Annotated in this window: 14 protein-coding genes; 5 read left to right on the forward strand and 9 right to left on the reverse strand. The window is 37.3% G+C overall.

Features of this window, described 5'->3' with window-relative positions:
* Window positions 1–37: 37 nt before the first annotated feature.
* From BM308_RS09480 to BM308_RS09495, 4 genes are all read left to right on the forward strand, one after another.
* The gene (locus BM308_RS09480) at window positions 38–802 is read left to right on the forward strand and encodes a DUF2057 family protein (RefSeq protein WP_074944778.1); all 765 of its coding nucleotides are present in this window, start codon (window positions 38–40) and stop codon (window positions 800–802) included.
* Window positions 803–867: 65 nt separating this feature from the next.
* Entirely contained in the window at window positions 868–1,629 is a 762-nt protein-coding gene (locus tag BM308_RS09485; RefSeq protein ID WP_074944779.1) for a glycosyltransferase family 2 protein, read from the forward strand.
* Complete coding sequence (locus BM308_RS09490) at window positions 1,629–2,441, forward strand: glycosyltransferase family 2 protein (protein WP_074944781.1); 813 nt, start codon at window positions 1,629–1,631, stop codon at window positions 2,439–2,441. Before BM308_RS09485 ends, BM308_RS09490 begins: the two co-directional genes overlap by 1 nt.
* Window positions 2,442–2,704: 263 nt before the next feature.
* A complete protein-coding gene (locus BM308_RS09495) occupies window positions 2,705–4,324 on the forward strand; it encodes a methyl-accepting chemotaxis protein (RefSeq protein WP_074944782.1) in 1,620 nt (539 codons plus the stop codon).
* A gap of 103 nt (window positions 4,325–4,427) precedes the next feature.
* Here the strand turns inward: BM308_RS09495 and BM308_RS09500 are convergent, their stop codons facing one another.
* From BM308_RS09500 to BM308_RS09530, 7 genes are all read right to left on the reverse strand, one after another.
* The gene (locus BM308_RS09500; RefSeq protein WP_074944784.1) at window positions 4,428–5,570 is read right to left on the reverse strand and encodes a hypothetical protein; all 1,143 of its coding nucleotides are present in this window, start codon (window positions 5,568–5,570) and stop codon (window positions 4,428–4,430) included.
* A 39-nt stretch (window positions 5,571–5,609) separates the two neighbouring features.
* Window positions 5,610–6,020 (reverse strand): sugar 3,4-ketoisomerase, encoded by a 411-nt coding sequence (locus BM308_RS09505; protein WP_074944785.1) that lies wholly within the window; start codon window positions 6,018–6,020, stop codon window positions 5,610–5,612.
* A 119-nt stretch (window positions 6,021–6,139) separates the two neighbouring features.
* Window positions 6,140–6,910 carry a glycosyltransferase family 2 protein gene (locus BM308_RS09510; RefSeq protein WP_074944787.1) on the reverse strand — a complete coding sequence of 257 codons (771 nt, stop codon included), beginning with the start codon at window positions 6,908–6,910 and terminating at the stop codon, window positions 6,140–6,142.
* Window positions 6,911–6,998: 88 nt separating this feature from the next.
* Entirely contained in the window at window positions 6,999–8,834 is a 1,836-nt protein-coding gene (gene uvrC, locus BM308_RS09515; protein ID WP_074944788.1) for an excinuclease ABC subunit UvrC, read from the reverse strand.
* 115 nt (window positions 8,835–8,949) lie between these two features.
* Window positions 8,950–9,744, reverse strand: coding sequence for a MetQ/NlpA family ABC transporter substrate-binding protein (locus BM308_RS09520; protein WP_074944790.1), 795 nt, complete (start codon window positions 9,742–9,744; stop codon window positions 8,950–8,952).
* 544 nt (window positions 9,745–10,288) lie between these two features.
* A complete protein-coding gene (locus tag BM308_RS09525; protein WP_074944791.1) occupies window positions 10,289–10,978 on the reverse strand; it encodes a methionine ABC transporter permease in 690 nt (229 codons plus the stop codon).
* 1 nt (window position 10,979) lies between these two features.
* Window positions 10,980–12,029 carry a methionine ABC transporter ATP-binding protein gene (locus BM308_RS09530; protein WP_074944793.1) on the reverse strand — a complete coding sequence of 350 codons (1,050 nt, stop codon included), beginning with the start codon at window positions 12,027–12,029 and terminating at the stop codon, window positions 10,980–10,982.
* Between the two features lie 184 nt (window positions 12,030–12,213).
* On the opposite strand from BM308_RS09530, the gene BM308_RS09535 reads away from it, so the two are divergent.
* Window positions 12,214–14,229, forward strand: a complete 2,016-nt coding sequence (locus BM308_RS09535) for a hypothetical protein (protein ID WP_074944794.1) — start codon at window positions 12,214–12,216, stop codon at window positions 14,227–14,229.
* Between the two features lie 92 nt (window positions 14,230–14,321).
* Here the strand turns inward: BM308_RS09535 and BM308_RS09540 are convergent, their stop codons facing one another.
* Window positions 14,322–15,095: a glycosyltransferase family protein gene (locus BM308_RS09540; protein ID WP_074944796.1), complete on the reverse strand. Its 774-nt coding sequence runs from the start codon at window positions 15,093–15,095 to the stop codon at window positions 14,322–14,324.
* Window positions 15,096–15,125: 30 nt separating this feature from the next.
* Window positions 15,126–15,620 (reverse strand): dTDP-glucose 4,6-dehydratase (locus BM308_RS09545; protein WP_143098597.1); only part of this gene is annotated, 495 nt, incomplete at its 5' end.

A 15,620-nucleotide genomic window follows, 5' to 3' on the forward strand; every position in this document is an offset into this window, starting at 1 on the left:
TATAAACACTAAACAAACACTTTAATTGGGAAGTAATATGTTATCAAATAAAATCAAAATTTCTCTAATTACACTTGCTACTGTTTTTTCTACTCAGGCTCTTGCTGATACCGGTTTTAAGGTACCGGTTCACTATGAGGTTGAACTTGTTGACGGTATTGATGATTACAATGGATACAGCAGATTCAGCCGAGTAATTGAATTGGGTGAAGGCAAACATCAGGTTGTTTTAGTTTTTAAAGATACCTTTAAAGAAGCTAAAGATACCAGAGTGGTTCAGTCAGTAAATCCTGTAGTTATCAATATTGAGAATCTGAAAAAAGATCAGGTTTTAACCTTCCAGTACAAACTTCCATCAGGAATAAGACAGGCAGAGCAGTTTTCAAGACAGCAGAAAATCACCCTGACTGATACCGACGGTAAAGTACTTGCTCCATCTGAAGCCAGCTATTTTGTATTAACCTCTGAAAGAGGTTTTGCTCTGACAAGAGATTACAAGGCTGAGCTGCTTTCATTAGGCAAACTGTATGCTCCACTGGATGTTCCAGATGCTCAGCGTGGAATCACCATGACCAAATATGGCGTACCAACCATTAAAGCCAGCGGTAGCGGTGGGTCATATTCCAATCCAAATCAGGGCCTGACCATGGAGCCTTTAAGCGGTAACACCTCTGCAATGAGCACTTCAGCAGCTGGTGGCGGAGTTGTAAATTCAACCTCATACAATGAGCTTGTCAATATGTATAATAATGCAGATGATGCAACCAAGCTTAAGTTTGTTAAGTATGTAATGTCTCACTAATACCTTATCTGGCAGTGCTTTTTCTGGCACTGCCAATCTATTATCTACTCTCTGTATATTTCCATATGTATAAATTACCTCTTACAGTTATTATTCTTACCCGCAACGAAGAAGATAATATAAAGGACTGCATTGAAAGTGCACTCTTTGCCGACGAAATACTTGTATTAAATGATGATTCTCAGGATAGAACCGTTGAAATAGCAGAATCGTTAGGAGCAAAAGTAATAAAAAGAGAGCTGGCAAATGACTATTCTGCACAGAGGAATTTTGGCATTCAGAATGCTAAACACAACTGGATTTTTATGCTCGATGCAGATGAAAGAATCACAGAAGAGCTTGCGCATGACATAAAAATATGTGTTGAGGTCAATAAAGACATATGCTACCAGATAAGTCGAGAGAATCATTTTATTCAGGGTAAGGTGCTACATGGAGTACTTCGGCCTGACAATGTAGAACGACTCTTTAAGAAGGAAGGCTCCTTTTACGAAGGAATTATTCATGAAAGACTGCATTCTCCATATCAAAAGCAGAAACTAAAGGGAAGATTAATACATTTTCCTTATAAGACGTGGGAAGCACATCTTGAGAAAGCAAATCGTTATACAAGCCTGCTTGCAAAAAAATATCACGAACAAGGAAAAAAATGTAGTTTTGCAAGTATACTATTAAAGCCAGTTTGGGCATTTATAAAAATGTATTTCATCCATGGAGGGTTCCTGGATGGAAAGCTTGGTTTTGAGTTTTGTGCCGCTCATTATTTTTACACAATGGAAAAATACCTGAAGCTGTACAGTCTGAATAAATACAAGGGAAGAATCTGATGCTTATTTCTGTAATTGTATCAACCTACAACCGTCCTGAGGCTTTATCTCTAATATTAAAAGCATTCAACTATCAGACAGATAGGGATTTTGAGGTGATTATTGCAGATGACGGCTCGGGTTTAGAAACTAAAAAGGTCATAAACAGAATGATCATTGATTCTAACTACCCTATTACTCATGTATGGCAGGCGGATGATGGCTTCAGACTGGCAATGATTAGAAACCGCGCTGCACTGAAAGCCAAGGGAGAATATCTTATCTTTTTAGATGGAGACTGTATTCCAAGAGCATCATTTATAGAGACCCACAGAAAGCTGGCTCAGAAAGGTTTTCTTGTAGCAGGAAACAGAATTCTTTTATCTGAGGAATTTTCATCCTTTATAATAAAAAACGACGAGAAAATCTGGACCTATAATTTAATCACCTGGATAAAGACTTATCTAAATAAAGGAATAAACAGATTAATTCCTTTATTCATATTTCCATACTTCCAGTCATTACGAAATCTGAAGGACAACTGGAAAAAAGCCCGTGGATGTAATTTTGCTCTCTTTAAAGAAGATTATTTCAAAGTAAACGGTTCTGACAGCTCATTCACAGGATGGGGATATGAGGACTCAGAGCTTGCAATCAGACTGATTCATTCAGGTCTGATGATTAAATCAGGACGTTATGCAACGGGAGTATTTCATCTTTACCATAAAGAGAATGATCGCAGTTTAGAAAAAGAAAACCTAGAAAAACTCAACAGCGTTCTTAACTCTGATATAGTAAGAGCTAAGACGGGAATTGCAGAGCTAGAGGAATGAAACAGCTCTAATCGGCAGGACCATAAGAATCTTTAAAAAGTTTAAACAGGTTCTGCCAATATTGTGAACTTTCTTTAATTTCTGATAATTTTCATAAATTAACTAATTAAAAAACCTTTTGAATATCATTTTTTTAGCTGTCATTTGACTATAATCATAGTAGATTTGCGGTATCAGAGGATATATCCCTGTCCAAACAGAGAGTTATCCGAAGATATTGTGTTGCGTTAAGTTTTTTCTGTAATTCTTAGTGTGAGACCATAATGAACAACAAAAAATCACTTGGCGTTAAGGCCAAATTAGGTATGGCGTTTGCGTTAGTAATTGTACTGACCCTGATAATCGCTATAGTTTCAATCACAAACGCAAATTCATCCAGAAAAGTTGCAGGATTTGTTAAGGGAGTAATCGAGAATCATTATGCACGAATTGTGAATGTTTCTCGTGCCGCAACAGCCTTCCGTGACGATCTGGTTATGTACAATAACTCAGTATCTCTGTACAATCCCGAATCAGCAGCTAAAACTGAAGAGAAAGTTGCAGCCTTAAAGGATGCAATTGCAAATCTGACTGTATTCAGAGAGTCTGACACCAAGGATGTAGAAAACATCAAATCCTCCTTGAACTCCGCAATCGACCTGTGGAAGAACAAGATGGAGACCATGGTGGACAAGGGCTATTCTGTTGACGTTAGAAACTGCTATTCAACCGAAGTATTCCCAACAATTAATGGTGCCATTGAACTGGTAAACAAGCTGGTTGGTGTATATCTGGGACGTGTTAACAATCACATTACAGAAATGACCGATCCTACCCCAATCTGGATCGTATCCATCGTAACCCTGATCGCAGTAGCTTTATCACTGTTCGTGGCCATCAAACTTCCAAGTTCATTTGTGTCTATTCTTGATTATGCTGTTAATCAGGCTTCAATTATCTCTAAAGGTGATCTGTCTCAGACTATCAGCAACAAAGGTCATAGTGATGAATTCGGTGTGCTGTTAAGCTCACTTGAGAAGATGAGAAAAGACTGGCAGAGCAATGTTGTTCTGATCAAGGATTCTGCAAGCAAGATTGAGAATGCCTTTGAAACCATCACTGCAATGACCAACAGCATGAATCAGAAGTCTCAGGAATCCCAGTCTCGCTCATTAACAGTTGCAGCTGCAGCTGATGAGATGGTATCCACCACAGGTGATATTGCAAAGAACTGTGAATCTGCTGCTGCAAATTCAAATCAGTCTAATGAAACAACTCGCGAAGGTGTTAACAAGGTTCAGCTTACCATTGAAGGAATTCAGAATCAGGTTGTTAAGTCCAAGCAGGATGCTGACAACGTTCAGGCTCTGGTTGATCAGGCCCAGAAAGTTGGCTCAATTGTTCAGACCATTGATGATATCGCATCTCAAACAAATCTTTTAGCTCTGAACGCAGCTATCGAGGCAGCTCGTGCAGGTGAAGCAGGTAAGGGCTTCGCTGTTGTTGCAGATGAAGTTCGTGCTTTGGCTTCAAGAACCTCATCCTCAACACAGGAAATTACCAAGATGGTTTCTCAGATTCAGATTAATGCAAATACTGCAAATGAATCTATGCAGTCATCTGTAAAGAACATGGACGAGCTTGCAGTTGAAACATCAACCATTGAGGAACTGCTCAACAATATTACAATGCAGGTAAGTCAGGTTAATTCACAGATTACCCAGATTGCAACTGCAGCTGAAGAGCAGACTACTGCAACAGCAGAAATCTCAGGCAATATGCAGGATATTACCCATGCTTCACAGCAGTTATCTGACGACTGCGCCGTAGCTAAAGGTGAAGTTGATAAGTCAATTATTCTGCTGCGCGAGCTTGTAGATATTCTGGCAAGAATCAAGGTTTAAATAGATTTAAGCTGAAATTAAGATTTTTTAGAGGAGCTATATGCTCCTCTTTTTGTTTTTGAAAATTTAAAGGAAGGAATAAAAGAAAAAACAGATAAGAAATCTACTCTGCAGATGAAAACTTAAGAATATCCTTTACTACATTTTCAAAGTTGTATTTATTCTTTGCTCTGGCAATCTCTGATAAATAGTGTGGATATTTATCATCAAAAGAATCAATAAAATTTACCAGTTTATCTTTCAAAGCTACGTCATTATCAAAATCAAGGCTCAAGCCCACATCAAATTCCTTTGTAACTTCTGGATTAACATTGTAGGACAGAATAACAGGCTTTTTAAATCCCAGTGCGTTAAAACACATAGCACTGTAAGTATAAACATACTGTCTTGAACTATAAGGAGCCAGGATAACATCTGTTTCATCTAAAGCTTTTTGCCAAGACTCATCTCTGAGGTATTCCTTAGTAAAAATAAACCGAGGATTATCGCTGTATTTGCTAATAAGTTCGCGACAGGAATCTTCATCCTTCTGATTATTTGTTACAGCTTGTATTACTATTCTAAAATCTCTCTTAAAATCAGAAGATGAAAGAATCTCAAATAGCTTCTTTACATTACGATCATCACGGTAAAAACCATATAGACCAAGTGTTAAAACTTTTCGTCCGTCATATTCAGCTTTAGGCTTAATAAGAGTAGGCTCATAGAAAGGAGGATTCAGATAGGAAACATTTGGTAAATCAGTCAGCACATGATTTGGACTGGTTATAGTTATATGTATATTACTGAATTTTTCGACTTTCTTTGCTAAAGAAATAAACTGCTCCAGTCTGCCTTTCTTTTCAAAAGAGAATACCTGCAGATTAACAACCACCGGAACTTCTGATTTACACAAACTGCTTCCCAGAATAGCTCTTAAATATCTAGGTGTGGCAGTCGGAATAAAAATAAGGGAAAAATCCTTTTCCTTTGCAATCTTTCTGGCACTATTGAACCAGCAGCGTCTTCTAAATTCTCTTTTTGCAGACAATATGGCTTTTTTAAAGAAACCGGCGTGGCTATAGGATATAGCCTCACCTCCATTCAACTCCTCAATTTCAGTACCGTAATCAGTTTTAAATGGATAATTCTTTGGTACAAAAAAAACAGGAGTGTGACCTAAATTCTTACAGGCTTCCACCAGTCCTCTGTCATACTCGACTTCATGACCTGATGGAACAACAGTTTCTAGAATAGCAATTTTCATAATTTCGAAAAACAAAGAAAAAAATAATAAAAAAAACCGCTATTTTTTAATTTCTTTTAAAAAAGCGTCATAATCACGAATGTATTCGCTACCATCATAATGGGTGCTAGCTAAAACCATCAGTACAGAATCAGGGGAAAATTCGTACATTTCTTTCCACATCATTTTGGGAATGTATACACCATCACGAGGTCTACTTAATGAAATAACCTCTTTTCGCTCTCCATCTGTAATCATTACTTTTGATGAGCCTGAAACATTAATCAAAACAAACTCAGATTCTCTATTGGCGTGACAACCTCTTACAACAGTTGAATCTGAGCCATATATATAGAAGGCTCTTTTTATTTCAAAAGGAATATCAATTGCGCCTTCAACAACGACCAGATTGCCTCTATCATCACCAAAATCAGGAAATGTTATTTTTCTACATAACTCTTTTGAAGACATCATTATCCCTTAATAATCGTTTAGCGTAACCACACACAAAAAAATTAGTTAAATCGATTTATACTAACATAAAAAAAAGAAAGGAGACTATAGATATCATCTTAATTAGAAGATTAACCTTATATTCTGCCATTACTTCGATTTAAACTATCTAGCTTTAAATATTTTTCTAAAGTATAAAAATAATGTAATACACTAAAAATCAGCCCCAGCTTTCCATCTAGGAAGCCCAGATGAATAAAATACACTTTAAAGAAAGCCCAAACCGGTTTTATTAAAATATCTCGTATAAAAGAGCATTTTTTCCCTTTATCATGGTACTTTTTTGCTACCAAAGATGAATAAAAGTTAATTTTATTCATATGAGCTTCCCATGATTTGTAAGGGCAATGTATCAGTCTCCCCTTAAATCTCTTTATAGGAGAAGTGCTATGAAGTCTTTCGTGAATTGCACCTTCATAATGAGATGTATTTTTTAAAAACAGTCTTTCAACATTATCTGGGCGTAAATCTCCATGTAGAACACTTCCTGATATAAAATGATTCTCTCTTGACACCTGATAACAGAAATTCTCATTGGCAGTAACGGCATCTTTTATTTCGTCCTGCAGCGTCTCGGTAATTCTCTCATCGGCATCAAGCATAAATATCCAGTCATGTTTTGCATTCTCAATTGCAAAATTTCGCTGACCGGCATAATCGTTATTAAGAGATCTGTTCAAAACTTTTGCATTCAGCTCTAAAGCTAATTCAACAGTATTATCTGTTGAGCTGTTTTCTATTACTAAGACTTCATCTGCAAATAAAGCACTTCTGATACAGTCCTGAATATTCTCAGCTTCATTTCTAGCTAGAATAACAACAGTTAATGGTAATTTATTTTTTATCATTATAATCCGCCTGACTTTATACAGTTATATTTGATATATCCGCAAAAATATAACAAAAAAACAGTAAAAATAACTTAATAATATTATTTTACAGGGAATGTAGCTCATCATAAATCATCTGCGCCATACTCTCAGATATACCAGGAACCTTCTTGAGTTCTTCCACACTGGCATTATGAACTTCCCTTATTCCTCCAAGATATTTGAGAAGGGCCTGACGACGCTTTGGTCCAATTCCCTGAATATTCTCAAGTACGCTATGACTTCTGGCTTTCTGTCGCTTATGTCGGTGTCCTGTTATCGCAAAGCGATGGGACTCATCTCTTATGTGAAGAACAATCTGCAGCGCAGGATCGGATAAGGATAAATGAATCTCCTCTCGGGTATAGCCTCTGATTAGAGTTTCAAGTCCCTCTTTTCTACCCTCGCCTTTAGCAACAGCTATAATCAAAGGAGGTTTCACTTTCGTTTTCGAGAAAATGTCCCCTATTACCTCTTCAGCCTGTTTTAACTGCCCTCTGCCTCCATCAATAAAAACAACGTCAGGAATAATACCTTCAGTAGGCTCTTTAAAACGTCTGGTTAAAACCTGATGCATTGCTGCAAAATCATCGCCCGGAGTAATACCTTCAATATTAAAACGACGGTAATTGGCACTGTCAGGACCTTCCCGGTTAAAGGAAACACAGCTTGCAACAGTATTCTCTCCCATAGTATGAGAGATATCGTAGCACTCCATATGTTCAATGCCGCTTAAACCAATTAGTTTCTCAAGATCATCGATACGTCGTTTTGCTGTTGATTTATCAGCAAGTTTCGCTATTAGTGATGCTTTAGCATTTTCCTTTGCTAATTTTAAATACTTTGCCCTCTCCGATCTAACATTGGACAGAAAAACAATATCTTTGCCTGAAATCTTTTTAATAGCTTCAGACAGAGAATCACTATCTGCAACTACTGAATCTGTAATAATTTCCCTAGGATACATTCCTGCCCTGGTGTCAGATAAATAAAACTGACTTACAAAAGCACTTAAAGGATCGTTGTCATCTGTAAGATTGCACTGAGAGTAGTAAGAGCGGGTTCCAATAATACGCCCTTTTCTAATAAAAAGAACGTGGTTACAGCATAAATCCTGATCAACCTCATGCCCGATTACATCCATATCAAACATCAGATCACCTGATACAGACTGAGACTCCTGAACTCTTCTCAGGGATAAAAGCTGATCTCGAAGCTTTGCTGCTTCCTCAAATTCAAGTTTAGCTGAATGCTCTTCCATTTTTGTGGATATGTCATTTAATACATCCTGATTCTGACCTTTTAAGAACATTCTGACATAATCAACCTGCTGCATATAGTTCTTATAAGCAGCCTCACTCATGGGAACACAGGGAGCAAGACATTTGCCTATCTGAGCCATAAGACAAGGACGAGAGCGATGAGCGTAGACTGTATCCGAACACTGTCTTATAGGAAAAAGTTTCTGCAGCAGTTTAAGACTGTCTTTTGCAGCAGATACATCCGGATAGGGACCAAAATATTCACAGTCGATCTTCTTTCGTCCTCGGTAGTAATAGAGGCCCGGATGTTTTCCCTTTGACAGAACAAGATAAGGATAGGATTTATCATCTCTTAGAAGAATATTGTAATGAGGCTGATACTTTTTAATCAGATTATTCTCAAGGATAAAAGCTTCAGCTTCAGAAAAGGTTACGGTAAATTCAATATGATGGATATGCTCAACCAGAGCACGGGTTTTAAGATTGATTTCCTTTAGAAAATAAGATGATAGACGCTTTTTCAGATCTTTGGCCTTGCCCACATAGATTACGGTATTCTCATCAGAATACATGCGATAGGAGCCTGGTCGGTTGGGAACAGTCTTTAAAAAGCTTTTATAATCGAATTTAATCTCAGACATATAACTTAATAATCTCAGTAATTATGTCTAATTCTAAATTAAAAAACCTTTCAAATCTAAGATCTGAAAGGCTTTTGAACATTTTTATCGAAGCTTTATAAGCTTTAGATGTATTTTAGAAAGCAGCTACAACAGCACCGTTATACTTCTTCTCGATAAACTCTTTAACTTCCTTGCTCTGTAATGCTTTAACTAAAGCTTTTAAACCTTCCTTCTGAGCAGACTTGGAGTTGGCAACCAGAACATTAACATATGGAGAGTCTGATTTCTCAATGATAATTGAATCCTTGATTGGATTTAAATTAGCGCTGATAGCAAAGTTGGTGTTAATAACAGCAGCATCAACATCATCTAAAGAACGTGGCAGCTGAGCAGCCTCAAGCTCTTTGAAGTTCAGTTTCTTTGAATTTGTTTTAATATCTAAAACAGTAGCAGTGATATTTGAAGGATCTTCAAGTTCAATTAAGCCTGCTGACTGAAGAAGCAGAAGTGCACGGGCACCGTTGGTAGGATCATTAGGAATTGCTACGGTTGAGCCTTCCTTTAACTCATCCAGCTTCTTAATCTTGTGAGAATATAAGCCCATTGGCTCAATATGAACACCGCAAACTTCAACTAGATCTGAGCCTCTATCCTTAATAAAAGACTCAAGATATGGTCGGTGCTGGAAATAGTTGGCATCTAGCTGACCATCAGAAACAGAGAGATTTGGCTGAACATAATCATTGAATTCAACAATCTTTAAATCTACGCCCTGTTTCTCAAGAATTGGTTTTACTACCTCTAAAATCTCTACATGAGGTACTGGAGTTGCACCTACACTGACAGTTTCGTTTGCATTAGCTGAAAAAGAAGAAACAGCAAAAGCTAATGCAGCGGTTGCTCCTAATAATTTATTTAGTTTAGTCATAATAATTTATCTCCAAATATTTTCTTACCTTATGCTCATTAAGAGCTGTTGGATATAATATGCGTTTTTTTTCTTTTAAATACAAGAAATTCGTAATACTATTTAAGAATACTGAGATATAAGAAAAAGCTATAACTATTGAAACGACTGAATTTTACAAATGTTTTATATCTGATTGATCAGGACTGCACAGTGTATTTAAACCAGGAAACTCATGAAAATAAAATTATCAAATACTAGTTTTGATTTGTTTTTTTTTCATCATCCCCTTTATTCTCCAGACTCCAAATAATCTCTTAGAAATTATTTTAATATTCAACAGGTTAGTAAAAATTATTCACATAATCCTTAAGTAAAAAGCATTATTTTTCACATAATTCTTTGATAAGAAGCATAGATTTTCACAAAATTCTTAAAAAAATAGTACAAAATTCATTTCAAGTTACATGCTATGTAGTAGTCAAGAAGAATAGACAATAAAAAAAGCTTAGAAACTTTTCGGCTTCTAAGCTTTTCAGAATTTGTTCAATTATTTCATCAGAGATTATCTGTGATCAACCTTCTTAGTCAGATAATCACCAATAAACTGTGTCAGCTGCACCATTAGTACCAGAATAATCACTGTCATAATCATAATCGGCAGCTGGAAACGCTGATAGCCGTAGCGAATGGCAATATCGCCAAGTCCACCGCCGCCGATGGTGCCCGCCATAGCAGAACAGCCGATAATCACAATAACAGTAAGAGTAAAGTTCTGAATCAGCTCAGGCAGAGCCTCAGGCAGCAGTACCTTTCTAATAATTCTGAAAGGACTTGCTCCCATTGACTGAGCAGCCTCAATCAGACCGTATGGCACAGTTCTTAAAGAGGTTTCAACAAGTCTTCCTAAAAAAGGAATAGTTGAAATAGTCAGAGGCACAATTGCGGCTGTAGTTCCTATACTGGTACCTACTATAAATTTGGTGATAGGAATAATAGCCACCATCAGAATAATAAAAGGAACAGAACGCAATGCATTAACAATGGTTCCTAATACAGAGTAGAATGGTCTGTTCTCCCAGAAGTAGCCTTTTGATGTAACCAGAAGAATCACTCCTAGAGGAACTCCGAAAATAATAGATACTGCTGTAGATAAAAGCACCATGTACAGAGTATCAACAGAACCATCAATCAAAAGCTGTATGATCTTAGCGTTATAGGTAGATAAACCTAAAGAAAGTAAAAAGCTGTTCATACTAATTCTCTACCTCATAACCTAATAGCTGAACATGATAAACACGTTTTTCAAGCTCATCATAGGCTCTTTTGATTAGAGCCTCGTCCCCCTTAACCGCAACCACCAGAATACCCAGAGGCTGATTCTGAATATGGTTAATCTGGCCTGCCAGAATACTTACGTTAACATTAAGCTCTTTTGCAACTTCAACAATAACAGGATCTTCAGCCTTATCTCCAAGGAATAAAACCTCAAACCAGGCTCTTGAACCTTCTGAATAGGTATCTGAAAGCTCCGTGTATTCAAGCAAATCGTTAAGATCTTTTCTTACTACAGCACTAACCAGACGTTTGGTTAAATCCTTCTGAGGATTTGCAAACAGATCAATGGTATTTCCCATTTCACTGATTAGGCCACCATCAATGACGGCAACCCTGTCACAGCATTCTTTGATTACCTCAAGCTGATGGGTAATAATCACAATGGTAAGATTGAGCTTATCACGAAGGGTTGTCAGCAGCTTTAAAATCGAACTTGTAGTCTTAGGGTCTAAGGCAGAGGTTGCCTCATCACATAAAAGAATCTTAGGATTGGTGGCAAGAGCACGGGCAATACCTACACGCTGCTTCTGACCGCCAGATAGCTGAGCTGGATATACATCCACCTTATCATCAAGCTCCACCATCTTTAATAGTTCATGTACACGAGTCATAATCTGCTCTTTAGATAGGGACTCATCAAGCTCTAAAGGAAAAGCGACATTCTCAAAAACAGTCTTTGAAGATAACAGATTGAACTGCTGGAAAATCATGCCGATGGACTGACGGACTTTTCTTAATTTTGCCTCACGATAGGAGGTAATATCCTCACCATCAATAACGACCTTGCCCTCAGTTGGAAGCTCAAGCATATTGATGATACGGATAAGGGTGGATTTACCAGCACCGGAAAGGCCGATCACACCAAAGATCTCACCTTTGTTGATATGAAGATCAATACCTTTTAGAGCATGAAGTTTCTTTCCATGATCTAACTCATAGATTTTATGAATATTTTCTAATTTAATCATTGTGAATTGTTTTTTAGCTAAAAACGTCTGTAAAGGCTGTTATTGTATTACAACTTTTTAATTTCTTTGAGAAAAATTAGGAAATTTGTAGAAAAAAGCCCTTTTTATAACCATAAGTGTGGTGTTATTATACGATATGATAGTAAAAATTCATTCTTAAAATATTAGACATACGGACAAAAAAATGGGATTTAGCTTGTTCACACGTGATAATTCAAGTGAAGGTTCAGAAGCAAAAGCTAAAGCTTCTTTGTTTACAAAGATCAGAAGCAACATAAAAACAAACAAAGGTTCAGCAAGACAGAACAGAAGTGTAAATCATAACTTCAGAAACAACGAGCCTAGTTTTGGGAGCAGTTCTTTTACCCCTTATCAGAACAGTCAGAATAATTCCCCTGCAAACACAAATGTACCATCAGATCAGAATCTACAGTTTGGAGAGAATAATCAGTTAAATCAGAGTAATCCCCTGACAGGCTTTATAGATAACGCCTCTGCACAGGGACAGAATCCAGCTGATTCAAATTTCTCAAATTCAGAGAATACATCTAAGGTAGATAATTACGAGGATATATCCAACAATTACTACAAATACAAATCCGATGAATCCTACTTAAACGAGGAAGGGCGAAACAAAGACCATCTATATATTGCACCAGGAGAGCCTCTGGTTAAAAAGAAAAAGACACCTGAGGAGCTCAAGGCGGAGGAAAATGCCAAGCTTTTTGACAACAAGTCTACTGGTGATGATAACAGAGATCTGAATAAAGCTCCGCTTTTTGCCACTCAGAATACTATCATTAGAACCTCAGAGGATAAGGATGAGGAGGAAATCCGCTCTGTTCTTAACAACTCTGAAGATAAAGCTGTAGATGAGGAGGGGGAAGACTCACCTTATATTACTCCAGGAGCACCTCTTAACAGAAATAAAAAACGAGCTGCTAAGTCGGAAGATAGTTCTGAGAATAATAGCTATGCACGTCGTGAACTCTTTGAGAAAACCAGACTTAATGCACCTGCAGATGATTCCGATTCCATCTATATCACCCCAGGCGCAAAGCCAAAGGTCTATGATAAAAAAGATGATGACGGCCCGATCTACATCACTCCTGGTGCTGAAGGTGACAGACTCAATGCCGAAAGACAGAAAAAACAGGCTATGCTTGAAGAGCAGAGAGCTGCCTCAGAAAAAGAGGCTCAGACTAATGTCAAGTCCGCTTTAGACAGCAATCTAAAAGAACAGCTAAACTCCTTGGATGATTTGCCTCGTTTTAAGGAACCTGCTGATTACGATCATAAAAACATTCAGAACACTCTGAATAAAACTATTTTTGCCAATGTTAAAGATACCAGTGTAAATACTGCTGAAGTAAGCAGCATGGAAGATACAGCTCAGGTGAACAGCTCAGGTTCAGGCAGTATCTCAGGTGGTATCTATCTGTTCCTGTTTATAAGACAGCTTTTTGCTTCTTTCTTCAACTTTACAAATCTTGGTGTGGTATTCTCACGTTCTGCGCTGCAATGGGTAGGACCATCCAAGCCAGGCTTTATGCCAATACCTTATTTTGCGGTTGGTTTTATCTGTAGCCTTTTTGCTCTAGGTATTGAAGATTATACTAATCCGCTGTTATGCGCCCAGCTGGTTCTGGTTATCTATCTCCTACTGGTAGGATGTGATGGCTTCAGAGGAATAGGTAAGCTCTTAGGCGAATTCTCACAGAGAAAACCAGACAATTATGTAAAAGCTGCAATTGTAATTATAACCGCAGCGATATTTACAGCCTGCTTTGAGTACTACATTTCCGTATTAAAGCCAGATTTAACCTTCTGCTTTGGATTTGGTGCTGTAGTAATGCTTTCCGCTTTATGTGCTACCTCAATCAATTATGGTGGCAATGATGATCCTGTAAGCTCATATGGCTCATTAGGACTATTAGGGCTTACCCTATCAGTATTATTCTGTATAGCACTTACATTCTTGATTCTTGAATGGCAGATTGCCCTCTCAATGATAGGAATCTGCGCTTTTGCAAGACTGGTTCTGGGTCAGTACATTTATGCTAAAGGAATAAATGCAAGTATTGAAATTGTATGCGGTGTCCAGCTGATAACAATGATTCTTCTGATGCTGGATTTACTTTTTGCAAGCCAGTCTTTTAATTTTATAAGTGAAACTTTTTCAGGCTTATTGATGAAGTGATTTTCTGAACAATAGGAATTATTGTAAGACTTGGGGCATATTAAATAAATGCCCCATTTTGTTTTGAAGAGAGGAGAAACAGATTTCTTATGTTACTTCTGACGCATCTTAAATTTCATTTTTAAGCCTAAAAGACAGAATACATAATGATTATGATAAGTTGTTAAAGAGAGAATTCTCTGTAAGAAGCTCAACTTCTGATGCTCAACACCATCATGCTTAATGCAAATCTTTCGATCCTTCTTAAACATTTTTGAAATGAAAGGAGAGCTGTGAGACGAGAGAGACTCAAGATGCTTAACACCAACATTGCAGATCTTGTAGTTTGTACGACCTGCCTGCATATTTCTAGTAAATAGGAAATGATCACCGTAGAAAACCTTCATTTCATCAGGGATTTCAAAATAATGATCTTTTCTTCCAAAAAATGCAGAGCCAAAGAAACCTGCTAACTTATTAGTTTTCTGAATATCAACAATTGAGTCTTCAGGATATGTATCAAACTGAGCCTTTGGAGTATTGGCAATACAGTCGATTCCAACAAGACCGGCATCATCTGCTGAAGATTCAAGGAACTCATGCACCTGTTCAAACAGATTCTTCTGAAAAATAATATCGTCATTTAAAATGCCAAAATACTTAAATTCAGGCGAACTAAGCTTTATTCCCAGATTCCAGGCAGGATTTACGAAAAGATTAGCTTCTGGTACATGAACTTTTACCTTTGAAAACTCTGACTTGAAGGAAGAACAGGAGTTATCAATAATAAGAATTTCTCCAACGCAAGAATTCTCATTTAACTGCGCTAAAAGTTTATTTAAAACTTCAGTATCTTTCAGTAAAGTTGGGATGATTATTGAAAACATAATTATATTCCAAATAATAATACTACCAGATTAAGCCTTAAACTTATCAAGATACCATTCAACAGTCTTAACAATACCGGTATCGAAAGTTTCATCAGCCTTCCAGCCTAATTCATTTACAATCTTGGTTGGGTCGATTGCATAACGTAAGTCATGACCAGCTCTGTCCTGCACAAAGGTTATGAGTTCAGCATAGGACTTTCCATCCTTACGTGGTCTCTTCTCATCCAGAATTGAGCAGATGGTATTTACTATAGTGATATTATTGCGCTCGTTATGACCGCCAATATTGTAGGTCTCACCTGACTTGCCCTTGTGGAAGATTAAGTCAATTGCCTTACAGTGGTCCAGTACATATAACCAGTCACGTACATTCAGTCCTTTGCCGTATACAGGCAGTGACTTAAGATTTAAGGCATTCTCAATGATATGAGGAATGAGCTTCTCATGATTCTGCTTTGGTCCATAATTGTTTGAGCAGTTAGAGGTGGTTACATTCATGCCATAGGTATGATGATATGCTCT

The organism is Succinivibrio dextrinosolvens (assembly GCF_900116345.1).
Lineage (GTDB): Bacteria > Pseudomonadota > Gammaproteobacteria > Enterobacterales > Succinivibrionaceae > Succinivibrio > Succinivibrio dextrinosolvens_B.